This window comes from Rhodococcus triatomae, assembly GCF_014217785.1.
In the GTDB taxonomy this organism is placed as follows: domain Bacteria; phylum Actinomycetota; class Actinomycetes; order Mycobacteriales; family Mycobacteriaceae; genus Rhodococcus_F; species Rhodococcus_F triatomae.
The window spans coordinates 4,533,763-4,560,747 of sequence record NZ_CP048814.1 but is presented as its reverse complement, the minus strand read 5'-3'; the positions used below and the strand labels follow the sequence as shown (position 1 = coordinate 4,560,747).

Annotated in this window: 1 protein-coding gene; it reads left to right on the top strand. The window is 70.7% G+C overall.

Annotated features, from left to right (window positions below):
• Positions 1–72 precede the first annotated feature (72 nt).
• Positions 73–26,985 (top strand): non-ribosomal peptide synthase/polyketide synthase, encoded by a 26,913-nt coding sequence (locus G4H71_RS21520; protein WP_072740051.1) that lies wholly within the window; start codon positions 73–75, stop codon positions 26,983–26,985.

The window sequence follows — 26,985 nt, the reverse complement described above, 5'->3', positions numbered from 1 at the left end:
CGACCGATCTTCGTCCTGTGCTTCTCGATTCTTCCGTTTCGATCCCGTCTCGACCCTTCAGGGGACCTCACGATGACTGATCACAACACCGCTCCATCCCGCCACGGCGACAGCGACGGTGCCGAGGCGCCGCACATACCCGAGGGGGCCTTCCCGCTCACCGCGACCCAGCGGAGCATGTGGTTCGCCCAACAGCTCAGTCCGGACGTTCCGAAGTTCATCGCCCAGTACGTCGAACTCCGAGGCGACGTGGACCTGGATCTGTTGGCCGACGCCGCCGTCGCCGCGGGAGACGAGTACCAGTCTCCGTTCCTGGCCGTGGTGGACGTCGACGGCGAGCCGTACCAGATGGTCAATCCGGAGGCCGACAAGTCGATCGACTACCTCGATCTCCGGGACGAGGCCGATCCTCGTGCAACAGCCGAACGATGGATGCACCGCGACATCGAAGTTCCCGTGCGCCTCACCGAAGATCGGCTCGTCGCCATGACGATCCTGCACATCGGCGAACGGCACTACCTGTGGTACACCCGAATTCACCACGTCGCCCTCGACGGCTACAGCGGGATGACGATGCTCAATCGGGTGGCCGAGCTGTACACGGCCGCCGCGGAGGGCGTCGAACCACAGCCGAGCCGTGCCCTGGACCTGCAGGAGATGTATCGCCTGGACCAGAAGTACCGGGAGTCCAGCCGATTCGCCGGCGACCGTGAGTACTGGGCCGAGCACATCCGCGGGATCGAGCACGGTTCGACTCTCGCGCGGACCGAGGGTCCGTCCGCCGCGCACAGCCTGCTCGAGAGCGCCAGCCTGTCGCCGGAAGCGCTCGCGGCCGTCGACTCCGCCGACGAACGATGGGGCGCCACCGCGGCGGCGGCCCTGGTCGCCGCGTTCGCCTGCTACCTGTCCCGGATGACCGGGAGCACCGATGTTCTCGTCAATCTGCCGGTGTCGGCGAGAACGACGGCACCGTTGCAACACTCGGGCGGGATGCTGGTGAACGTCGCTCCGCTCCACATCACCGTTCACGGCACGGACACCGTTGCCGACCTGGTGCAGCGCGTGCAGCTGGAGCTGATGGGCGCACTGCGGCACCAACGCTGCAGCCTCGAGGACATCCGGCGGGACGCGGGGCTCACCGGTGCGGGAGACCTGTCCGGGCCGTTGGTCAACGTGATGCTCTTCCGGCGGGAGATCACTCTCGGATCGGTCGTGGGCGAGTACCACATCGTCACGTCCGGCCCGGTCGACGATCTCCTCGTCAACATCTACCAGGGTGGCGCCGACGACACCGGCCGGCCGACGACGATGCTCGACTTCCGCGGCAACCCGAACCGATACGACGCGGTCGAACTCCGCGAACACCATCGGCGGTGTGCGGAACTGACCGAGGAACTCGTCACCACCGACCCGCAGACTCCGATCGAGCGCGTCCACCCGGACAGTGCGCGCACCGGGGCCCGGCGACTCGCGGCGGCGGCGCACCGACGATTCTGGCGCGAATCACTCGCCGGGGCGGCCGACGTCACGCCGCTGCCTCTGGATCGTCCCCGCCCGTCCCACCGGTCCGGTGCCACGGCGCGGGTCACCGCTCCGGTCCGCCCCGACACCGTCCGGAAGATCCACCGGCTGGCCGCGGAGGCAGGCACCTGCGCGTTCACGGTGGTCCACGCGGCGCTGGCGGTCACCGTCGCCCGGGTGGCCGACATCGACGAGGTCGTGCTCGGAACTCCGGTGTCGCTGGTGGAGCCGGAGCCGGTGGACAACGTGCTCGCGCTCCGCACCGTCGTCGACCGGTCGGCGACGTTCGCCGATCACCTCACGGCGGTGCTCGCCACGGAGGCCCATGCCTTCGACCACGCCGCGACGCCCTGGGCGGAGCTGCTGCAGGACCTCGCGCCGTCACCCCCGACCTCGTACGCGCCGCTGTTCCAGGTGGCATTCGAGATGCCCGGCGTCACCGCGGGGACGACCGGGGAACACGAGGTGCTCTCCCGGGCCGCCGGACCGGCCGACCGCGGGGCGGTGCCGCCGGACCTGCGTGTGAGCCTCGATCGAGCCGCCACTGGGGCAGGGACCGACACCGACGAGTGGATGGTCGCCGTCGAGTACGCGACCGACGTCCTGGATCCAGCGGGTGCCGAACGGTTCGCCGACCGCTTCCTGCGCGTACTGGACCAGATCGACCACGGCACGGTGACCGGCGACGTGGCCCTGCTCGACGAGCGGGAACTGGACGAGCTGGCCCCCGCGTCCGGTTCCCCGGCGCTGCCACCGCAGACGCTGCCCTCCCTGCTCGAATCGGTGGCCCGCGCCCACCCCGACGCGGACGCCGTAGTCGTCGACGGCACGCACCTCACCTACCGGGAACTGGACGAGGAGTCGACGCGGCTCGCCCGGGTCCTGATCGATCGGGGTGCCGGCCCCGAGTCCGTCGTCGCGCTCGCGCTCCCACGGTCCCTGCACTCGGTGATCGCACTGTGGGCCGTGGCCAAGTCGGGCGCCGCCTTCCTGCCGGTCGATCCCCGGTACCCCCGCGACCGGATCGAACACATGCTCGTCGACTCCGGTGCGGCGCTGGGAATCACGACCGAGTCCCGCGTGGCCGAGCTGCCCGAGGGTGTCGAATGGATCGCGATCGACGCCGAGCCGGTGCGGGGGGAGGTCGCGAGGCGCGCCGCGACGACTCTCGACGATGCCGACCGCGCACGTCCGCTGCGGGTGGCCGACACCGCCTACCTGATCTACACCTCCGGCTCCACCGGACGACCCAAGGGAGTGCTGGTCACGCACATCGCGCTGGTGAATCTGGCGGCCGACGTGCGCGAGGAACTCGGTCTCGGCACCGAGGCACGGACGCTGCACTTCTCCTCACCGAGCTTCGACGCCTCCGTTCTGGAAGCCGTCATGGCCTTCGGTGCGGGCGCCACGATGATCGTCGCCCCGCCCACGGTGTTCGGTGGCGAGGAACTCGCCCACCTGCTCCACACCGAACGCGTCAGCCACGCCTTCATCTCGCCGGCGGCGCTCGGGTCGCTCGCGCCGGACGGGCTCGACCACCTGCGCGTGGTCGTCACCGGCGGTGAGGCGTGCCCGCCGGCGCTGGTGGACCGGTGGGCGTCGGGACGGGCCATGTTCAACGGATACGGCCCGACCGAGGTCACCATCGTCGCGGCCCTCGCGGGCCTGCATCCGGGGACGCCGGTGACGATCGGCCGCCCTTTGCGTGGGGTCGCCCTCACGGTGCTCGACAGCCGGCTGCATCCGGTGCCGCCCGGGGTGCCGGGCGAGCTCTACATCAGCGGCTCCGGGCTCGCTCGCGGCTATCACGGGCTGCCCCGGCCGACGGCGGAACGTTTCGTCGCCGATCCCTTCGGCGCACCGGGCGAGCTGATGTACCGAACCGGCGATCTCACCCGCTGGACCGTACGCGACGGCCACCCGGAACTCGAGTTCCTGGGTCGCACCGACTTCCAGATCAAGATCCGCGGATTCCGGATCGAACCGGGCGAGATCGATGCGGCGCTGCGCTCGCATCCCGAGGTGGAGTTCGCGGCCACCGTCGGCCACACCGCGCCGTCCGGAGAGACCGTCCTCGTGAGCTACGTGCTCCCCGAACCCGGCACCGATCCCGCACCGTCCGTACTCGCCGCCCACGCGTCGACGATCCTGCCCCCGCACATGGTCCCGGGACTGATCGTGCCGATCACGGAGATCCCCCTCACTCCCGCAGGCAAGTTCGACAGGAAGGCCCTGCCTGATCCGGACTTCGACGACACGCGGGTGCCCTACCGGGCGCCCGTCATCGATACCGAGCAACGGATCGTGGAGGTGTTCGCGGCACTGCTCGGCCGGGACCGGGTGGGGATCGACGACAGTTTCTTCGACATGGGCGGGAACTCGCTGGTCGCGACGAGACTGGTCTCCCGGCTCAACCGGGCACTCGGTTCCTCGCTGGGTGTCCTCGACCTGTTCGAGGCACCGACCGTGGCACAGTTGGCGGCCCGGGCGGATCGTCCCGGCGCGCATCCGCCTCGCCCGGAGTTGGTACGGCTCCCACACGACGGCCCGGTGCCGGTGTCCCTCGCCCAACAGCGGATGTGGTTCGTCAACCAGTGGGATCCCGCCTCACCCGCATACAACATCGCGGCGGCCGTCCGGCTCGACGGCGACCTCGACGTGGGTGCGCTGACCGCTGCCCTGGCCGATGTGATCGACCGGCATCGCTCGCTGCGCACCGTCTTCCCCAACACGCCGGACGGACCCGTACAGTCCGTCCGACCGACCGAGGACGCGGCCCCGCATCCGGAGGTCGAGGAGGTGTCCGACACCGACCTGGCCGCACACCTACGTGCCGTCGCCACGGCCGGCTTCGACGTGACCAGCGAATCCCCGGTCCGGGCACGACTGTTCCGGAGCAGAGCCGACCGACACGTGCTCGCCGTCGTCGTCCACCACATCGCCGCCGATGGACTGTCGGTCGCCGTCGCCACCCGGGACCTGATGACTGCCTACTCCGCCCGGCTCGCCGGGCACGGCCCGCGCTGGGATCCGCCGGCGGTGGAGTACGCCGACTTCGCGCAGTGGCAGCGAGCCCTGCTCGGCTCCGAGGACGATCCGGACAGTGTCGTGTCCCGGCAACTCGGGTACTGGGCCGACACCCTCGCCGACATACCCGAACTGCTCCCGCTTCCCACGGACCGCCCCCGGCCCCCGCGCCAGTCCCTGCACGGGGATTCGGTCCCCTTCACCGTGCCCGCGCGGATCCATGCCGGTCTTCTCGACACGGCCACCGCCGCCGACGCGACCCTGTTCATGGCGGTGCACGCGGCGCTCGCCTTCCTGCTCTCCCGCACGGGCGACTGCACCGACGTGACGATCGGCACACCCGTGTCCGGACGTGGCGCCGCGGAACTCGACGACGTCGTGGGCATGTTCGTCAACACCCTGGTGCTGCGTACCCGAGTGGATCCCGACCGTTCGGTGGCGGATCTGCTCCGGCAGACCAGGAGGGCCGACCTCGCAGCCTTCGACCACACCGACATTCCGTTCGAGCGGCTGGTCGAGGCACTCGATCCGGTGCGCACCGAGGCCCAGTCGCCCCTGTTCCAGGTCATGCTCGTGCTCCAGGGATTCGCCGACGCCCACCTCGAGTTGCCGGGACTGCTCGTCGACGTCGACGAGATCGACACCCAGACCGCGAAATTCGACCTCCAGGTCATCCTCACCCGCACCACCGCGCCGGACGGGTCACCGGGCCCGATCGCCGGTACGCTCTCGTTCGCCACCGATCTGTTCGACCCGGAGACGATGACGGAGTTCGCGGACCGGTTCCTGCGGGTCCTCGAGGTCGTCGGTGCCGATCCCGAACGCCGACTGTCCGAGATCCCGGTCGCGCCCGACACCGAGATCGAGCACACCGTCGGAGAACTCAACTCCACCGAGCACCCACTGCCGGCCGGGACGCTCGTCGACCTGTTCGAGGCGCAGGTCGCCCGCACACCGGACGCGATCGCGCTCGAATGGGCGGCCGACGGCACCGCACCCGGAGCACCGCCCCGGCAGTCGAGCTACCGCGAGTTCGCCTCGGCGCGCGACCGGCTGGCCCGGGAACTGTTGCGGCGCGGCGCCGGACCGGAGACGCGGGTGGGTGTGGCACTCGATCGGTCCGCGGACATGATGGTGGCGATCTACGCGGTACTCGCCACCGGTGCCGCCTACGTTCCCCTCGACCCCGCCCATCCGGCGGAGCGGCTCGCCTACGTGCTGGGCAGCGCGGAGCCGGCGTGCGTGCTCACCTCGGAGCGGTACGCCGAGCGCCTGCGGGACGCGGCCCCCGACATTCCGGTACTCGTTCCCGGCGAGATCGTCACCAGTGGTGAGCCGGACAGCAGTGGTGAGACCGACAGCGGCGGCCCGTCGACACCGATCACCGACGACGAACGCGGGGGGCCGATCCGCCCGGACTCCCTGGCCTACGTGATCTTCACGTCCGGCTCGACCGGACGCCCCAAGGGCGTCGGGGTGTCCCATCGCGCGATCGTCAACCGGTTGCTCTGGATGCAGGACCGCTACCGGATCGACGACTCCGACGCGGTGGCACAGAAGACGCCGGTGACCTTCGACGTGTCGGTGTGGGAGTTGTTCTGGCCGCTGCAGGTCGGGGCGCGGCTCGTACTCGCGGAACCGGGAGGCCACCGGGACCCCCGCTACCTCGCCACATTCTTCACCGAACACGCGATCACGGTCGCCCACTTCGTGCCCTCGATGCTGTCGGCATTCGTCGCCGAGCTCACCTCCCCGGTCACGGAATCCGTCTCCGTTGCCGACTCACCCCGCTGCGACAGCCTGCGCCTGCTGTTCTGCAGCGGTGAGGCGCTTCCCGCCGAGACCGCGGCCGCGTTCGCCGCCCTGTCCACTGCCGAGATCCACAACCTGTACGGGCCGACCGAGGCCGCGGTGGACGTCACCCACCATCGGTTCCGGCCCGGCGAGACGGGCCCGGTGCCCATCGGACTGCCGGTGTGGAACACCCGGGTGTACGTCCTGGACTCCCGGCTGCATCCGGCTCCGATCGGTGTGCCGGGCGAGCTGTACCTCGCGGGAGTCCAGCTCGCCCGCGGCTATACGGGACGGCCGGATCTGACCGCGGACCGGTTCGTCGCCGATCCGCTGGCCGCCGACGGCGGGCGGATGTATCGCACCGGTGACGTCGTGCGCTGGTCGCGTTCCGGTGAACTCGAGTACCTCGGCCGCAGAGACTTCCAGGTGAAGCTACGCGGACAGCGCATCGAACTCGGCGAGATCGAGACCGCGCTCCTCACCGTCGCAGGCATCGACCAGGCCGCCGTCACCGTCCACTCGGACCGACGCGGCGAGCAGGCGCTCGTCGCCTATGTCCGCTGCGTCGGAGACTGCCCGTCGGCGCAGATCGTGCAGCACCTCTCGTCGCTGGTGCCGTCGTACATGATCCCGGCGCAGATCGTCCGGCTCGACGAGTTCCCGGTCTCCGGCAGCGGCAAGCTCGACCGAAAGGCGCTGCCGGAACCGGACTTCGCCCCCTCCGCTGCGGAATTCGTGGCGCCTCGGACACCGTCGGAGCAGATCGTGGCCGCCGTGTACGCCGACCTGCTCGGTACGGGAAGGGTCGGGGCCGACGACGACTTCTTCGCGCTGGGCGGGAACTCCCTCACCGCCACCCGCCTGGCGGCGCGGGTGGATGCGGCGCTCGGCACCACGGTGTCGGTGCGGGACGTGTTCGCCGCTCCGACCGTGGCGGCCCTGGCGCGTCACGCCGACACCTCCCGTGCCTCGACTCGTCCCGTGCCCGAGCCGGTTCCACGTGAGCAGTTCATGCCCGTCTCGGCGGCCCAGCGACGTATGTGGTTCGCCAACAAGTTCGCTCCCGATTCGGCGGCCTACAACATCGCGCTCGCCGTGAGGTTGACCGGCCGACTGGACGTGGATGCCCTGCGCGCCGCCGTCGCCGACGTCCTCGACCGGCACGAGTCGCTGCGGACGGTGTTCCCGCTGCACGGTCGGGACCCTGTCCAGCAGATCGTGCCTGCCGAGCGCGCGGTCCCCGACCTCGAACCCCTGCCGGTCCCGGAGCCGGACCTGGACGCGCACATCGCCGAGTGGGCATCCGCCGGATTCGATGTCGCCGCGGCACCCCCGGTGCGGGTGCGGTTGCTCCGGCTCGCTTCCGAGCATCACGTGCTGGTGGTCATCGTCCATCACATCGCGGCCGACGGCTTCTCCATGGCGCCCCTCGCCCGAGACCTCATGGCCGCCTACGTCGCCAGGAGCCGGGGTGAGACGCCGGGATGGACACCGCTGCCCGTGCAGTACGCCGACTACGCGGTGTGGCAACGCCGGCTCCTGGGCGACGGCGACGATCCCGGCTCCCTCCTGAGCGACCAACTCCGGTACTGGACGGACGTGCTCGCGGAACTGCCCGAGCTGCTGCCGCTGCCGACCGACCGGCCGCGCCCCGCCACACAGGAACTCGCCGGTGCCGTACACGAGTTCCAGCTCGACGAGAACACCCATCGCCGGATGGTCGCCGTCGCCCGTGAGCACGACGCGACCGTGTTCATGGCGGCCCACGCCGTGTTCGCCGTCCTGCTCGCCCGGCTCAGCGGCACCACCGACATCGCCGTCGGCACGCCCGTCGCCGGGCGCGGGCACGCCGCACTGGACGACCTCGTCGGTATGTTCGTCAACACGCTCGTCCTGCGCGCCGACATCGCACCGCACCGGACGTTCGCCGAGTTGCTCGAGCACACCCGGGAACGCGATCTCGACGCCTTCCAGCATGCGGACCTGCCGTTCGAGCAGCTGGTCGACTCGCTCGCCCCCGAGCGATCCACCGCGCACTCGCCGCTCTTCCAGGCGATGCTCGAGTTCCGCAACAACGAACAGCCGCATCTGGATCTGCCCGGTCTCGCGGTGACCGGTGTGGAGTTGCCCGTCGAGATCGCCAACTTCGACCTCCAGCTGACTCTCACCGAACGCTTCGCCGAGGACGGTACCCCGACCGGGATCGATGCAGCCTTCACGTATCCCACGTCGCTGTTCGACGACGACACGGTGGCCCGGTTCGCCGGATATCTGCGGCGGATCGCCGACACCGCGACCGCCCGCCCTGACCGCGCGGTCGGTGACATCGCGCTGCTGACCGCCGACGCGAGCGCCGGTCTCACTCCGGTGCTCGGGCCACCCACGGTCGCGCCGGCGACCCTTGCCGAACTGCTGGGCCACGCCGCATCCGTCGAGCCGTCCCGGACCGCGGTCGTCCTGGCCGACGCCGGGGGAGCGGCACCGACACTGACCTACCGGGAACTCGACGAACGGTCGAATCAGCTCGCGCGGGCGCTGATCGATGCAGGCGCCGGACCGGAATCGGTCGTGGCGCTCGCACTGCCGCGTTCCCTACACTCCGTCGTCGCCGTGTGGGCGGTGGCGAAGTCCGGCGCAGCCTTCGTCCCCGTCGATCCCGGGTACCCGCCGGAGCGTATCGAACACATGCTGACCGACTCACAGGCGCGCACGATCCTGACCACCCGCGAGGATCGGCCGCACCTGCCGGCCGCCACGGAGTGCCTGCTGCTCGGCGAACCGGAGATCGAGCGAGGTCTCGACGCCCTCCCCGCCGGGCCGGTCACCGACGACGAGCGGACACACCCGCTGCGGCTCGACCACCCCGCATACGTCATCTACACCTCCGGTTCCACCGGGACACCGAAGGGTGTCGTCGTCCCGCACCGGGGCCTGGCCGGGCTCGCCGCCGAGGAGCGCCTCCGATTCGACGTGGGACCGAACTCGCGGACACTGCACTTCTCCTCGCCGAGCTTCGACGCCTCGATACTCGAACTGCTCCTCGCCGTGGGTGCGGGCGCCACCATGGTGATCGCCCCTCCCGGAACGATCGGCGGCAGTGAGCTCGCGGATCTGATGAGGGTCCACCGGGTCACCCACGCGTTCATCACACCCGCCGCGCTCGCCTCCGTGAACCCCGCAGGCCTGAGCCACTTACGTTGCGTCGCGACCGGGGGAGACGTGTGCCCGCCGGAACTGGTGCGGCAGTGGGTCGGACCGGGCCGGGCGATGTTCAACGCCTACGGGCCCACCGAGGCCACCGTCGTCGCGAGTGTCACCGGGCCCCTCACCCCGGACGAACCGGTGACCATCGGCACACCGCCCATCGGTTGCGGCGACATGGTTCTCGACACGCGGCTGCAGCCGGTGCCGATCGGTGTCCCCGGGGAGCTCTACGTCACCGGTGCCGGACTCGCCAGAGGCTATCGGGACAGGCCCGCGACCACCGCGGAGCGATTCGTCCCGAATCCTTTCGGGGACACCGGAGACCGGATGTACCGGACGGGCGACCTGGCCCGGTGGAATCGCGACGGAAACCTCGAGTACCTGGGGCGCAGCGACTTCCAGGTGAAGATCCGCGGCTTCCGCATCGAACTCGGCGAAATCGAGTCCACCCTCACCGCCGACCCGTCGATCGCGCGGGCGGTGGTCACCGACCATCGCCCGGAGACGGGGCCGACCCGGCTGGTCGGCTACGTCGTACCCGAGGACGGCGCCACCGTCGACACCGCACAGGTCCTCGCTCGTGCCGGCCGCACTCTCGCCCCGTACATGGTCCCGGCGACCCTCGTCGTGCTCGATACGCTCCCGCTCACCCCGGTCGGCAAGCTCGACCGGCGAGCCCTGCCCGCCCCCGACTTCGCAGCCGCGGGACCGGACCGGACCCGCGCACCCGAGACCGACACGGAGTGGCTGCTGGCGGGCCTGTTCGCGGATGTCCTCGGCCTCGACACCGTCGGCACCGACGACTCGTTCTTCGCGCTCGGCGGCGACTCGATCATGTCGATCCAGCTGGTCTCCCGCGCCCAGGCCGCCGGTGTCGCCTTCACGCCCCGAGACGTGTTCGAGCACAAGACCGTCGCTGCGCTGGCGCGCATCGCCACCGCCGTCTCGCCGGAAGAACGCGAGTTGCTCGAGGAGTTGCCCGGTGGGGGAGTCGGTGACATGCCGGTCACCCCCGTCATCGCGTGGATGCTGGACCGGGGCGGTGAGTTCCGTCGGCTGTCGCAGCCGGCACTGCTGGTCGCCCCGAACGACCTCACTCGACTCGACGACCTGACCGCGACCGTCCAGGCGGTCCTCGACCATCACGACATCCTGCGCGCACGGGTGGAACTGTCCCCGGAGGGCGACCGCCTCGTCGTCGCCGCACCGGGCACGTGCGCCGCCGCGACGATGATCCGCAGGGTCGCGGTGTCACACCCACCGGGCAGCGCCGAGTTCGCGCGATGCGCCGTCGACCAACTCGACGACGCGCAGGATCGGCTCGACCCGGAGAACGGCACCGTCCTCCAGGTCGTCTGGCTCGACGCGGGGGCGCACGGTGGCCGTCTTCTGCTCGTGCTGCATCATCTGGTCGTCGACGGGGTGTCCTGGCGCATCCTCGTCCCGGACCTCGCCGCAGCCTGGCATCAGGTACGGTCCGGCGTCGACCCCGTCGTCCTCGCGCCGGTGGGGACCTCGGTGCGGCGCTGGGCGCACGGCCTGGTCGACGAGGCACCCGAACGTACCGGGGAGCTGCCGCTGTGGCGGGGCGTGCTCGAGGGCCCGGACCCGATCCTCGGCTCCCGCCCCCTCGACCCCGACACGGACGTGAACCGGAGCACCGGCCGAGTCAACGTCACGGTGTCCCCCGACGTCAGCGAGGCGCTCCTCACGGCCGTACCGGCGGCCTATCACGGCACCGTCGCCGACAGCCTGCTCACCGCCCTGGCGATGGCCATGGCCCAATGGCGGCACGCCCGTGGCATCGACGGCACCGACACCCTCGTCGGCCTCGAAGGCCACGGCCGCGAGGATCACGTGATGGGTGGCGCCGACCTGAACCGCACGGTCGGCTGGTTCACCGCGCTCTACCCGGCCCGCCTGGATCTCACCGGAATCGACATCGCGGAGGCGTTCGCCTCGGGCCCCGCGGCCGGACGGGCGCTCAAGGCGGTCAAGGAGCAGATGCTCGCGATCCCGGACCGGGGGATCGGCTACGGCATCCTGCGCCACCTGTCGCCGACGACGCGGGAGGTGCTGCGCGGGCTTCCGTCGCCCCAGATCAGCTTCAACTATCTCGGCCGCTTCGCGGCGGACTTCGGCGGCGCCGTGGGCGAGGTCGGCTGGGCGCCCAGCGGCGAGGTCGACCTGGACTACGCGCAGGACCTCGACACCCCGGTCACCTCCGCTCTGGACGTCAACGCGGTCGTCAGCGACGTCGACGGTCGCAGGCAACTGCGGGCCACCTGGATCTACGCGTCGGGTGTCCTCGCCGAGCACGAGGTCACCGAACTGGCCGGGTTGTGGACGGCCGCGCTCGAGGCCCTGTGCCGGCATGTCGAGGCACCCGGCTCCGGCGGGCTCACGCCGTCCGATCTCGATCTGGTCGGTCTCGGTCAGGGCGACATCGACCGGATCGAGGGGCGCTTCCCCGAGGTGGAGGACATCTGGTCGCTGGCCCCGCTGCAGTCGGGTCTGCTGTTCCACGCCCTGCTCGCCGAGCAATCGATCGACGCCTACACGGTGCAGCTGACACTCGAGCTGCGGGGCACCGATCCTCGCCGGATGCGCGCGGCCGCACAGCAACTGATCGACCGGCACCAGAGCCTGCGGGCCTCCTTCGTCTACGACGAGTCGGGTTCCCCCGTCCAGGTGGTGCACCGGAACGTTGAGGTGCCGTGGCTGGAGGTGGACCTGTCCCGACTGTCCGAACGTGAGGGCGAAGACGAGATCGCGCGGCTCGTGACGGCGGACCGGGACCGCGGATTCGACATGGCGACACCGCCACTGGTCCGGTTCCTGCTGATCCGGCTCGCCGGGCAGGAGCGCCTGATCGTCACCAACCACCACATTCTCCTCGACGGGTGGTCCATGCCCCTCGTCATCCGGGACCTGCTGACCCTCTACGCCGGCGGAGCGTCCGGCCTCGCCGCGGCCCCGCCCTACCGCGACTATCTCGACTGGATCCACCGGTACGCCTCCGGGGTGGACGCCTCGCTCGAGGCGTGGCGCACCGCCCTGGCCGGGGTGGAGGACTCGACGCTGGTGGGCTCCGGGGACGCCGGTGTGCCCGCACACGCCGATCCGGCACAGATCCTCGTCGAGCTGTCCGCGGAGGACACCGAGGTACTGCGCCGATTCGCCCGCGACCGGGGTCTGACCCTGAGCACGATGATCCGTACCGCGTGGGGCATCGTGCTCGCCCAGTACGTAGGCCGCGACGACGTGGTGTTCGGCGGCACCGTGTCCGGCCGTCCGCCCCAGGTCCCCGGTGTCGAATCGATGGTGGGTCTGTTCATCAACACCGTTCCGGTCCGGGTCCGGCTGTCCGCGCGCGAGAGCATCGACGGACTCCTCACCCGGATCCAGGACGAACAGGCAGATCTGCTGGATCACCATTTCGTCGAACTCCCGCGTATCCAGTCGGCGGTGGGCGAGGCCGCCACCTTCGACACCCTCACCGTGTTCGAGTCGTACCCGGTCGACCGCGCGGGGCTGACCGAGGCCACCGACATCGCCGGAATGAACGTGCTCGGTATCCACGACAGCGCGAACGCCGCCCACTACCCGCTCACGCTCATCGCGTCCGCGGACGGCGCCCTGCGTTTCAAGATCGAGTACTACCCGTCCCTGTTCGACGGGACGACGGTGCAGGGCATCGGCGACCGGGTGCGGCGAGCCCTCGAAGCATTCGCCCGCGATCCGGAGCTGCCGGTGGGGCGGCTCGCGTTGCTGGGCGACGCCGAGTACGCGACCTGGGTACCGGTGCGCGGCGGTCGGGGCCGCGCACCGCGTACCCTCCCGGAGCTGCTCACCTCGGGCGTCGACCTCGCGCCGGAAGGGCAGGCGGTGGTGGACCGCGACGTCTCGCTCACCTACCGGGAACTCGACGAGCGCTCGAACCGGCTGGCCCGTCTGCTCGTCTCCCGCGGCATCGGCCCGGAGGACGTCGTGGCGCTGGCGATCACCCGATCCGTCGACTCCGTCACCGCGATCTGGGCGATCGCCAAGTCCGGCGCCGCCTACGTGCCGGTGGACCCGAACTACCCGAGCGACCGGGTCGAACACATGCTCACCGACTCCGGCGCGACCGTGGGGCTGACGCTGCGCGTCCACCGGGCCGAGTTGCCGGACACGACCCGGTGGTGGGCGGTGGACGACCCCCGGATCATTGCCGCCGCAGGAACATTCGATGCGGACCCGGTCACCGACCTCGACCGGATCCGTCCCTTGCGGGCGGAGAACCCGGCATACGTCATCTACACCTCCGGCTCCACCGGGCGTCCCAAGGGGGTCGTGGTCTCGCACACCGGTCTGGCGAACTTCACCGCGGACCTGCACCGGCACTTCGCCCCGACGACGACGAGCCGAACCCTGCACTTCTCCTCGCCGAGCTTCGACGCGTCCGTGTTCGACTACCTCATGGCGTTCAGCGTGGGTGGCACACTGGTCGTGGTCCCGCCCGCCACCTACGGCGGTGCCGAACTGGCCGCCCTCATCCGGGACCAGCACGTCACCCACACGTTCATCACCCCCGCGGCGCTCGCCACCGTCGATCCCACCGGCCTGGACGAGTTCACCGAGGTCGTGGCCGGCGGCGAGGCGGTGCCCGCCGAACTGGTCGCCCGCTGGGCGCCCGGACGGCACCTCTCCAACGGATACGGGCCCACGGAGGCGACCATCCTCGCCAACATCAGCAGCCCCCTCGAGGTCGGCGAGCCGGTGACCATCGGTGCCCCGGTACTCGGCAGCGCCGAGGTGATCCTCGACTCCCGGCTGCAACCCGTCCCGCTCGGCGTCACGGGCGAGCTGTACCTGAGCGGTCCCGGCCTCGCCCGCGGGTATCACCGTCGCCCCGGGCTCACCGCCGACCGCTTCGTGGCCGCCCCTCACGGCGCGCCGGGAACACGCATGTACCGCACCGGTGACCTGGCGCGGTGGCGGTCCGACGGGACCGTGGAGTATCTCGGCCGCAGTGACTTCCAGGTGAAGATCCGCGGGTTCCGCATCGAACTCGGCGACATCGACAGCGCCCTGTCCACCCACCCGGACGTCGCCTTCGCGGTCACCCTGGGACGCCCCGGCCCCGCAGGCGACACCCAACTCGCCTCCTACGTCCTGCCACACGCCGGCGCCACCCCGGCACCGGCGGTCCTGAAGGCACACGCCCGAGACATCCTGCCGCCGCACATGGTCCCGTCGAGCATCATGATCCTCGACGAGATCCCCCGGACACCGGTCGGAAAACTGGACCGCCGGGCCCTGCCGGAACCGCAGTTCCTGCCCGGCACGGACGAGTACGAGGCGCCGTCGACGCCCACCGAGGAGTCCGTCGCGTCGGTGTTCTCCACGGTGCTCGGCACCGAACGAATCGGCGTGGACGACAACTTCTTCGACATCGGCGGCAACTCCCTGATCGCGACGCGGGTCGCCGCCCGGCTGAGCTCCGAGCACGGGATCGATCTCGGTGTCCGCGCCCTCTTCGAGGCGCCGACCGTCCGCGCACTCGCCCGCGCACTCGACGGTGCCGGCTCCGGCGGGGAGCGCCCCCCGCTGCGTCCCGAGGAACGACCGGACCGTGTCCCCGCCTCCCTGGCACAGAAGCGGATGTGGTTCATCAACCAGTTCGACACCGGCTCCCCGGCCTACAACATCCCGCTCGCGATCCGACTCACCGGCCCGCTGGACGTGGCCGCGATGCGCGCCGCCGTCGCCGACGTGCTCGAGCGTCACGAATCCCTACGGACCGTCTTCGCGGCCCCCGAGGGAGAACCGATCCAGATCGTCCTGCCCACCCTCGACGTCTGCCCCGACATGGCCGCCGTCCCGGTCACGACGGACGAGGCGCCCGAACGGATTCGCGATCTCGCTGCGACCGGCTTCGACGTCGAGGCCACCGCGCCCGTCCGGGCCGGTCTGTTCGCGTTCGCGCCGGACGAGCACATCCTCGTCTTCGTCGCCCACCACATCGTCGCCGACGGCTTCTCCATGGCGCCACTCGCGCGGGACCTGGTCACCGCCTACGTCGCGCACGCCGCGGGCGTCCGCCCCCAGTGGGAGGATCTGCCGGTCCAGTACGCCGATTACAGCCTCTGGCAGCGCCGCCTCCTCGGCGACGCCGAGGACCCCGAATCTCTGATGTCCGCCCAGTTGGCCTATTGGATCGACCGCCTCGCCGATCTGCCGGAGGTTCTCGCGCTGCCCGCGGACCGGCCGCGACCCGCGCGCCGGACCCTGCACGGCGACCGCGTCTCGTTCACCGTCGGTGCGCCGTTGCACCGGGCCCTCACGGCCCTCGCCCGTGCGCAGGGCGCGACGATGTTCATGACCGTGCACGCCGCGCTCGCACTGATGCTCGCCGAGTTGTCGGCGAGCGACGACATCGCGATCGGCACCCCGATCGCCGGCCGCGGCGACGCCGCTCTCGACGACCTCGTGGGGATGTTCGTCAACACGCTGGTGCTGCGTACCGCTGTCCGGCCCGACGAGTCGTTCGAGGAACTCCTCGCCCGCACGCGCAGTGCCGACCTGGAGGCATTCGCCCACTCGGACATCCCCTTCGAGCAACTGGTCGACGTCCTCGCTCCGGAACGGTCCACCGCGCACTCGCCGCTGTTCCAGGTCGTGCTCGAGTTCCGCAACAACGAGATCCCGCGGCTCGATCTGCCCGGGCTCGCGATCACCCCGCTCGACCCGGACCTGGACGTGGCGAAGTTCGACCTGCAACTGAGCGTCGAGGAACAGTTCGACGACGACGGCGGGCCCGCCGGCATGACCGCCGCGCTCACGTACGCGACCGACCTGTTCGACGCGTCCACCGTCCGCGACTTCGCCGATCGCTTCGTCCGGCTCCTCGACACCGTCACCGTCGACCCGAAGGCTCCGCTCGGATCCCACCCGCTGGTCACCCCGGACGAGCTCCACCGGATGCTCACCGAGTGGAATCCTCCGGCGTGGAATCCTCCGGCGACCGGCCGGGACACCGCGCCGGACCGGGACACCCTCGCCGACCGCTTCGCGGCCACGGTCGCGGAGTTCCCGAACCGCGTCGCCGTCACCTTCGAGGACACCGCACTGACGTACGCCGCTCTCGACGCCCGCTCCGCGCAACTGGCCCGGCTGCTCGTCGCGCGCGGTGCGCGGCCGGGAGTGCTCGTCGGTGTCGCCCTCGCCCGCACCCACGACCTGGTCACCGCACTGCTCGCCGTCGTCCGGTCCGGGGCCGGGTATCTGCCGATCGACCTCACCTCGCCCGCCGATCGACTCGAGTTCGTGCTCGACGACGCCGGACCGCTGTGCATCGTCACCACCGTCGCCGACGCGGAATCGCTCCCCCCGAGCGGAGTCCCGCTGCTGGCGCTCGACGAGGACGAGACCCGCGCGGACCTGGAGGCCCGGGAGACCGGCCCGGTCACCGACTCCGACCGAACCGCGCCGCTACGCCCGGGCGACACGGCCTACGTCATCTACACGTCCGGGTCGACCGGTCGTCCCAAGGGCGTCGTCGTCACCCACCGCAACGTCCTCACCCTGTTCGAGGCGACCCGCACCCTGTTCGACTTCGACCACACCGACGTGTGGACCATGTTCCACTCCTACGCGTTCGACTTCTCCGTCTGGGAATTGTGGGGTCCGTTGCTGTACGGCGGCCGGCTCGTGGTGGTCGACCACTACACCGCACGCTCGCCGGAGATCTTCCACAGCCTGCTCCGCAACGAGCAGGTCACCGTCCTCAACCAGACCCCGACCGCCTTCTACCAACTCGCCGAAACGGATCGCATCGTCGCCGAGAGCGACGTCGACACCGCACGCCTGGCGCTGCGCTACATCGTGTTCGGCGGCGAGGCACTCGATTTCGGACAGCTGGGGCGCTGGTACGGACGCCACGGCGACTCCGCACCGACCCTGGTCAACATGTACGGGATCACCGAGACCACCGTGCACGTGAGCTATCTGCCACTGGACCGGGAGTATGCGCGGTCGGCGTCCGCGAGTGTCCTCGGCCGGGCCCTGCCCGGGCTGCGGGTCCATGTTCTCGACACCCGGCTGCGCCCCGTTCCGCCCGGAGTCACCGGCGAGATGTACGTCTCCGGCACGCAGGTCTCCCGCGGGTACCTCGGGCGCCTGCCCCTGACCGCGACCCGCTTCGTCGCCGACCCCTTCGGCGCACCGGTCGATCGGATGTACCGGACGGGAGATCTGGCCCGCTGGAATCGGGACGGCGCACTCGAGTATCTGGGCCGCAGCGATTTCCAGGTGAAGATCCGTGGGTTCCGTATCGAACTCGGCGAGATCGAGACGGCGCTGTCGAGCTGCCCGGGTGTCGCACAGTCGGTGGTCGTCGTCCGCGACGAGGGAGCAGGCGGACGTCGCCTCGTCGGCTACGTGGTCCCGGAGGAGGGCGCGGTAGTCGATTCCCCGACCGTCCTGGACCACGTGTCGGCCCGGCTCACCTCGTACATGGTGCCCGCCGCGCTGATCGTCCTGGGCGCACTCCCACTGACGGGCAACGGAAAACTCGACCGCCGGGCACTCCCGGCCCCCGACTTCGGGACGGCGGGGACCGGCGGCCGGGCCCCGTCCGGCGCGATCGAACGGACACTCGCCGACCTGTACACGGAGGTGCTCGGCGTGAGCTCGGTGGGCGTGGACGATTCCTTCTTCGCCCTCGGCGGCGACTCGATCATGTCCATCCAGCTCGTCTCCCGAGCCAAGAGCGCCGGACTCGTCCTCACTCCGCGTGACGTCTTCGAGCACAAGACCGTGGCGGGGCTCGCGGTCGTCGCCGCACGAGCCGGGACCACGGGCGCCGAGCAGCTTGCGGAACTCCCGGGCGGGGGTGTGGGGGAGATGCCGGCGACGCCGATCGTCGAATGGATGCTGGGCCGGGGCGGCGATCACCACCGCTACACCCAGTCGGTGCTGCTCGAACTCCCCGACGACGTCGACCTGGACCGCCTGCACCGCACCGTCCAGGCCGTGCTCGACCACCACGACATGTTGCGGGCGCGCATCGACCGCGACCCCGACTCCGGCCGCACCCGTGTGGTCACACGTCCCGCACGTGCCGTGCACGCGGCGGCCGTCGTGCACGTCGTCCCCGTTCCCGGTCCCGCTCCGGACAGTGGCACCGACAGTGAGAGCCCCGAGTTCGAGCGCCCGGATTTCGAACGCATTGCGAGCGCCGCCCTCGCCGACGCCACCGCACGGCTGGATCCGGAGTCCGGGGACATCGTGCAGGTGGTCTGGTTCGCCGCGCCGGACGGTGCCGGCGACCGTCTGCTCGTCGTCGCCCATCACCTCGCGGTGGACGGGGTGTCCTGGCGGATCCTCGTGCCGGATCTCGCGTCCGCGTGGTCGCAGACCGCCGACCCCGAGCACGCCGTCGTCCTCGAACCGGTGGGAACGTCCATGCGGCGGTGGGCACATGCGCTGGCCGAGGCGGCTCCGCACCGGGAAGCCGAACTGCCCCGGTGGCAGGCGATGACGGACGGGCCGGACCCGCTGATCGGCTCGCGCCCGATGGATCCGACGATCGACCTCGGTTCCACCGTGTCGAAGGTCTCGGTGGACGTGCCCCCCGACCTGAGCGCCGCAGTACTCGAACGCCTTCCGCAGCTGTTCCACAGCGGCCCCGATGCCGCACTCCTCACCGGCCTAGCGCTGGCGGTCGCCGCCTGGCGCGCCGAACGCGGCACTCCCTCCACCCACACGCTGATCGCACTCGAAGGACACGGTCGCGAGGAGCAGGTCGTCCCGGGAGCCGACCTGTCACGGACCGTCGGCTGGTTCACCTCCCTGTTCCCCCTCGGCCTCGACCTCACCGGGATCGACCTCGATGCGGCACTGCGCGGTGGGCCGGCCACGGCGGCGGCCGTGAAACGGGTGAAGGAGGCGCTGCATTCGATACCGGACCACGGGATCGGGTACGGCATGCTCCGCTACCTCACCGAATCCGGTGCAGGACCGGCAGACTCCGCGGTACCCCAGATCACCTTCAACTACCTCGGCCGGCTCGCCGGAGGATCGGGAACCGGCCACGCCTGGCTTCCCGTCACCGACGTCGACCTCGACGACCCGAGTGGGGCGGACCTTCCTGCCCCGTCGGCCCTCGACGTCACCGCCGTCGCCAGGGCGACACCGTCCGGAACCGTGCTCACCAGCGCGTGGCGCTTCCCCCGCGGCGTGCTCGCCGAGCGTGAGGTCCGCCGCCTCACCGGGACGTGGCTGCGTGCCATGCGAGCCCTCGCCGAGCTCGCCGCCGACCCGGACGCCGGCGGGCACACGCCGTCCGACCTCGACCTGGTCGACCTCGATCAGCGGGCCGTCGACCGACTCGAGACGTCCTACCCCGGTCTCGAGGAAGTCTGGTCGCTCGCCCCGCTGCAACAGGGCATGTTCTTCCACGCCCAGTTCGCCGACTCGTCGGTCGACCCGTACACGGTGCAGGTCCAGTTGTCGCTGCGCGGCGCGGACTCCGAACGCATGCACCGCGCCGGCACCGCACTGCTGGCCAGGCATGCCACACTGCGTGCCGCCTTCGTCCAGGACCACGCGGGGCACTCCGTCCAGGTGATCCCCGCGGAGGTGGAACTGCCCTGGCGGGTGGTCGATCTCGGCTCCCGGGACGAACCCGAGCGCGAACGCGAACTCGCCGCGATGCTCGAGCGAGACCGGAGCGAGCCGTTCGACACCGCCGTCCCCCCGCTACTTCGGATGACCCTGGTCCATCTCGGCGACGGACGGTCCCAGCTGATCGTCACCAACCACCACATACTGCTCGACGGCTGGTCCATGCCGATCCTGCTGCGCGACCTGCTGACCCTGTACGCGACCGGCGGCGACCGCACCGGCCTGGCGCCGGTGCCGTCCTACCGCGAGTACCTGACGTGGCTCGCCGGCCGCGACACCGGAACGGCACTGGAGGCGTGGACCGAGGCGCTGACCGGGCTCGACGAGCCGACCCTGATCGCACCCACCGAGCGTGGCCACGGCACGACCACCGTCGCCGCCGAGCACGCGGTCACCCTCACCGCCGCATACACCGATGCGCTGCGCGAACTCTCGCGCACCCGCGGCGTCACCGTGAACACGCTCGTCCAGGCGGCGTGGGCGATCGTGCTCGGACAACTCACCGGCCGTGACGACCTCGTGTTCGGTGGCACCGTCTCCGGCCGCCCGCCGCAGGTGGCCGGCATCGAGTCGATGGTCGGCTTGTTCATCAACACGCTTCCCGTGCGGGTGCGGTTGCGGCCGGAGGAGACACTCGGGTCTTTGCTCCGACGCATCCAGGACGAACAGACCCGGCTCCTCGACCACCACCACGTCGGCCTGCCCACCATCCAGAGTGCGATCGGCCCGGCCGCGATGTTCGACACCCTCACCGTGTTCGAGTCCTATCCGGTCGACCGCGGAGGGATGGACACCACCAGCGACATCGCCGGAATGAACGTGCTCGACGTGGTCGCCCGGGATTCCGCGCACTATCCGCTCGCGCTGGTCGCCTCGGGCGACGAACAACTCCATCTCAAACTCGAATACCTGCCCGACGTGTTCGACGAGCCGGATGTCGACTTCATCGGCGATCAGGTACGCCGGGTGCTCGAGATCCTCACCACCCACCCCGACGAGCCACTCGCCCGGGTGCAGTTCCTCACCGACGAGGAACGCGCCGCGCTCGCCCCGGTGCGCGGCCGCACCGGGTTCTCCGTACGCACCCTGCCCCAGATCTTCGAGGACGCCGCGGCACTGGACCCGTCCCGGACCGCACTGGTGTACCGCGGCCGCGCGGTCTCGTATCGTGAACTCGACGAGCGTTCGAACCAACTCGCCCGGGTCCTGATCGCACGCGGCGCCGGACCGGAAACGTTCGTGGCCGTCGGAATCACCCGTTCCATCGAATCGGTGCTCGCCATCTGGGCGGTGGCCAAGACCGGCGCGGCCTTCGTGCCGGTGGACCCGAACTACCCGATCGAGCGTGTCGAGCACATGCTCGCCGACTCCGGTGCCGAGTTCGGGCTCACTCTCGCCGGCCACGCCGACCGGCTGCCCGACACCGTGCCGTGGCTGCGGTTGGACAGCCCGTCGTTCGAGAAGTCCTGGCAGGCACAGCCGGCGCTCCCGGTGGCGGACATCGACCGACGCTCGCCGATCAGCCTCGACAACGCCGCCTACGTCGTCTACACCTCCGGATCGACCGGGACCCCCAAGGGCGTGGTCGTCACCCACGAGGGCCTCGACAACTTCGCCGAGGACCAGCGGCAACGGTTCGGCGCCACCGCGCACTCCCGGACCCTGCACTTCTCCACGCCGAGTTTCGACGGGTCGATCTTCGAGTACCTGCAGGCGTTCGGAGCCGGCGCGACGATGGTCATCGCCCCACCGCAGGTGTTCGGCGGCGACGACCTCGCCCGCCTGATCGCGGACGAGAAGGTCACCCACGCCTTCGTCACCACGGCGGCCCTCGCCACGGTCGATCCCACCGGACTGGACGAGTTCCGGCACGTCGCGTTCGGCGGCGAGGCCTGCCCACCGGATCTCGTCGCCCGCTGGGCGCCGGGCCGCTCGCTCACCAACGCCTACGGCCCCACCGAGACCACCGTCATGTCGAACATCGCCGATCCGATGACAGTGGGGGAACCCATCACCATCGGTGGGCCGATCCGCGGAGTCAGCGAACTCGTGCTCGACGCCCGCCTGCAGCCGGTGCCCGTCGGGGCGCCCGGCGAGCTCTACATCGCGGGTGCCGGACTCGCCCGCGGCTACCACGACCGACCCGCGCTGACCGGGCATCGTTTCCTCGCCAACCCCTTCGGCGAGCCGGGGGAGCGGATGTACCGCACCGGCGACATCGTGCGCTGGCGTTCCGACCACACCGTCGAGTACATCGGCCGCAGCGACTTCCAGGTGAAGATCCGCGGCTTCCGGATCGAACTCGGCGAGATCGACGCCGAGATCCAGGCACATCCGACCGTCGGCTTCTCCGCCACACTCGGGGTGACCGGCCCCTCCGGAGACACCGTCCTGGCGTCCTACGTCACGCCGGCCGCGGGCGCCGTCGTCGAATCGGCCACGCTCACCGAGTATCTCGCGGCACGGCTCCCCGCCCACATGGTCCCGGCCGCGATCGTCGTGCTCGACCGGATCCCGCTCACGCCGGTCGGCAAACTCGACCGGAAGGCACTCCCGGCACCCTCCTTCGGCAGCGCCACCGCGTACCGTGCCCCGAGCGACCGTCTCGAGCGCGCCGTCGTCACCGTGTTCGCCGAGGTCCTCGGTATCGAGCAGGTCGGTGTGGACGACGACTTCTTCGACCTCGGCGGCAACTCGCTGATCGCGACCCGCGTCACCGCCCGCCTCGGGACCGCCCTCGACGTGGACGTGCCGGTCCGGACCCTCTTCGAGACACCGACCGCCGCAGGCCTGGCCGCGCGCCTGCGCACCACCGGGGGAGGCACCCGCACGCCGCTGCGCCCGATGCCGCGCCCCGACCGGCTCCCGGTATCGCTGGCGCAGAAGCGGATGTGGTTCCTCAACCGTTACGACACGACGTCGGCGGCCTACAACATCCCCCTGGTGGTCCGGCTCGACGGCCGGCTCGACGTGGATGCGCTCCGGGCCGCGGCGCTCGACGTCGTCCGTCGCCACGACACCCTGCACACCGTGTATCCGACCGTGGACGGTCAGCCGTCCCAGCTCGTGCTTCCCGTCGAACACAGCCATCTCGATCTACCACTCGTCCGCACCACGGCGGCCGATCTGGCCGGGCGAATCTCCGACCTGGTCAGCCGCGGATTCGACGTCGCGACGTCGGTGCCGGTGCGGGCCGCACTGTTCGCACTCGACGACGGCACCCACGTCCTCGCCGTCGTCGTGCATCACATCAGCGCGGACGGATCGTCCCTCGCCCCGCTCGCCCGGGATCTCGTGCACGCCTACGCGGATCGAGCCGAGGGCAGAGTCCCCGGGTGGGAGCCCCTGCCCGTCCAGTACGCCGACTTCACCCTCTGGCAGCACGACACCCTCGGCGCCGAGGACGACCCCGACTCGGCTCTCGCGCAACAGCTCCGGTACTGGACCGACACCCTCGACGGACTACCCGACGTGATGTCGCTGCCCACCGACCGGCCCCGCCCGACCCAGCAGTCCTTCGTCGGGGACCGAGTCGAGTTCGACATCGACGCCGCACTGCACGCCCGCATCGTCGCGCTCGGCCGCGCGCAGGGGTCGAGCATGTTCATGACCGTGCACGCGGCCCTCGCCGTGCTGCTGGCGCGGCTGGCCGACTCCGACGACATCGTCATCGGCACCCCTGTCGCCGGACGAGGCGACGCCGCACTCGACGACATGGTGGGGATGTTCGTCAACACGCTCGTCCTGCGGACCCCCGTCGACACCGCGGCCGGGTTCGCCGACACCCTCGCCGCGGTCCGGGACCGGGACCTGTCCGCCTTCGCCCACGCCGAGCTGCCGTTCGAGCGTCTCGTCGAGGCCCTCAACCCCACCCGTTCCACGTCCTACTCGCCGCTGTTCCAGGTCGCGCTCGAGTTCCAGAACACCGAGATCCCCGAACTCGAGTTGCCCGACCTCACCGTCTCGGGATTGGACCTCGACGTCCGCGTCGTCAAGGAAGACCTCGAGGTACTGCTCCGGGAAACCTTCGACGAGGCCGGTGCACCGGCCGGTATCCGGGGGGCACTCGACTTCGCCACGGCGCTGTTCGACCGCGACACCGTCGCCGGACTGGCAGCGCGATTCGTCCGGCTGCTCGAGGCCGCCACCGCGGATCCGGGCCGTGCCGTCGGGGATCTCGACCTCCTCGACGACGACGAGCGTTCCACACTCGTCCCCGCCCGCGGCCGGACCGAATCGGCGCCCGCCCTGTGGCCGGACCTGCTGTCCACGGCCGCCTCCGTGGCCCCCGACCGGGGCGCACTCACCTGCGGCGACCACACGTTGACCTACCGGGAACTCGACGAATGGTCCAACCGCCTCGCGCGGATACTCGTCCGCCGCGGCGTCGGGCCCGAGACGTTCGTGGCCCTCGGCCTGCCGAGGTCGCTCGAGGAGGTCGTCGGTATCTGGGCCGTCGCGAAGTCCGGGGCCGCGTTCGTGCCCGTCGACCCGCAGTACCCGGCCGAGCGGATCGCCTACATGCTCGACGACTGCGGCGCACCCGTCGGCCTCACCGTCGCCGACCGGCGCGCGAACCTCCCCGACACCGTGCCCTGGCTGATCGTCGACGACCCCGCATTCCGAGCCGAACTCGACGCCGTCCCGGCCACACCGATCGACGACCGGGAACGAACGACACCGCTGCACCTGGCGCACCCGGCCTACCTGATCTACACCTCCGGATCGACCGGTCGACCCAAGGGGGTCGTCATCACCCACCGGGGAATGACCAACCTCACCGAGGAGGAACACACCCGATTCGGTGTCACCGCCACGTCCCGAGTGTCGCACCTCGCGTCTCCGAGCTTCGACGCCTCGCTGTTCGAACTGATCATGGCGTTCGGTGCCGCGGCGGAGGTCGTCATCGTGCCGCCGACGGTGTTCGGCGGCCACGAACTCGCCGAGTTGCTGAGCGCCGAACGCGTCACCCACTCGTTCATCACCCCGACCGCCCTCGCCTCCATGGACGACACCGGACTCGACGCACTGGAGGTCCTCGTCGTGGCCGGCGAGGCCTGCCCACCCGAACTGGTCGACGTGTGGGCACCCGGGCGGAGGATGTTCAACGGCTACGGGCCCACCGAGACCAGCATCCAGGCGGCCGTGAGCACGCCCATGCAACCCGGCACACCCGTGACCATCGGCCGGCCGGCGATCGGGTTCGCCGAGATGATTCTCGACGCCCGACTGCAGCCCGTCCCCGTCGGTGTCCCCGGCGAGCTGTACATCAGCGGCCCCGGAGTGGCTCGCGGCTATCACGAGCGTCGCGGCCTCACCGCGGACCACTTCGTCGCCGATCCGTTCGGCCCACCCGGCACCCGGATGTACCGCACCGGGGACGTGGTCCGCTGGAGCCGCGACCACACCCTCGAATACCTGGGCCGCACCGACTTCCAGGTCAAGGTCCGTGGGTTCCGGATCGAACTCGGCGAGATCGACGCCGTGCTCGCCCGGCACCCGGACGTCGCCTTCGCCGCCACCATCGGGCATGCCGGGCCCGCCGGCGCGACCGTACTCGTCTCCTACGTCCGCGCCGCCGACGGCCGATCGCTCGACCCGGGGGAGTTGCGGTCCCATGCCGCCGGGCACCTGCCGACCCACATGGTGCCCACCGCGGTCACCGTGCTCGACGAGATTCCGATCACGCCGGTCGGCAAGCTGGACCGCAAGGCCCTGCCCGCGCCGGAGTTCACCGCGGGTCTCGCCGAGTTCCAGCCGCCCACCACCGACGAGGAACGCACCGTCGTCACCCTGTTCGAAGAACTGCTCGGCGTGGACCGGGTCGGTGTCACGGACAGCTTCTTCGACCTCGGCGGCAACTCGATCATCGCGACACGGCTGGTCACCGAGCTCCGGGAACGGCACGGATCGGCGCTGCAACTCCAGTCGATCTTCCTCGACCCGACGCCCGCCGGCATCGCCCGCAACCTCGACACGATCACCGGAGCGCCCACCATCGACCAGGTCCTCGACGTGGTCGTCCCGCTCCGGGAGCGTGGCGTGAAGGAACCACTGTTCTGTGTCCATCCCGGCATCGGATTGTCCTGGGGATACGCCGGGCTCCTCCGCCACCTCGCGCCGGACCGGCCCGCATACGGCCTGCAATTGCCGGCCATCAGCGGCGGCCCGACGTTCGAATCCATCCAGGCACTCGCGCACCGCTACGTGGAGGAGATCCGCCGCGTCCAACCATCGGGTCCGTACCACCTGCTCGGCTGGTCGCTCGGCGGCGTCATCGCCCACGCCATCGCCGTCGACCTGCGCGCCGCCGGGGACGAGGTCGCCACGCTCGCGGTCATGGACAGCTACCCGACCAACGGCGCGGACGACACGCCGGACCACCTCACCGTCTCGGAACTGGTGCACGGCCTCGGTCTGGACATCGGCGACCGCGTCCGCGACGACGATCTCACCTACGAACGCGCGGTGGAACTCATCGACGACGCAATCGGGCAACGGACCGGGCTCGCCGCCGAACATCTGGCCCAGATCAGCGCCGGGTTCGACAACTCGGCCCGGTTGATGCGGCAGTTCCGGCCCGGAATCTTCGACGGCGAGATGCTCTTCTTCCGCGCCGACGGAGACGACCATTCGCCCCACGAGTGGGACGCCGCGGTGACCGGCGGGATCCGCGAGGTCGCGGTGCCCTACGCGCACAACCAGATGATCGAACCCGAGCCGCTGCGACTGGTCGGTCACGCCCTCGAGGAGTACCTCGGCGGTTGA

Excerpts from the sequence above, each read along its gene's own strand:
- G4H71_RS21520 (WP_072740051.1), top strand. The coding sequence starts at position 73 with ATGACTGATCACAACACCGCTCCATCCCGCCACGGCGACAGCGACGGT.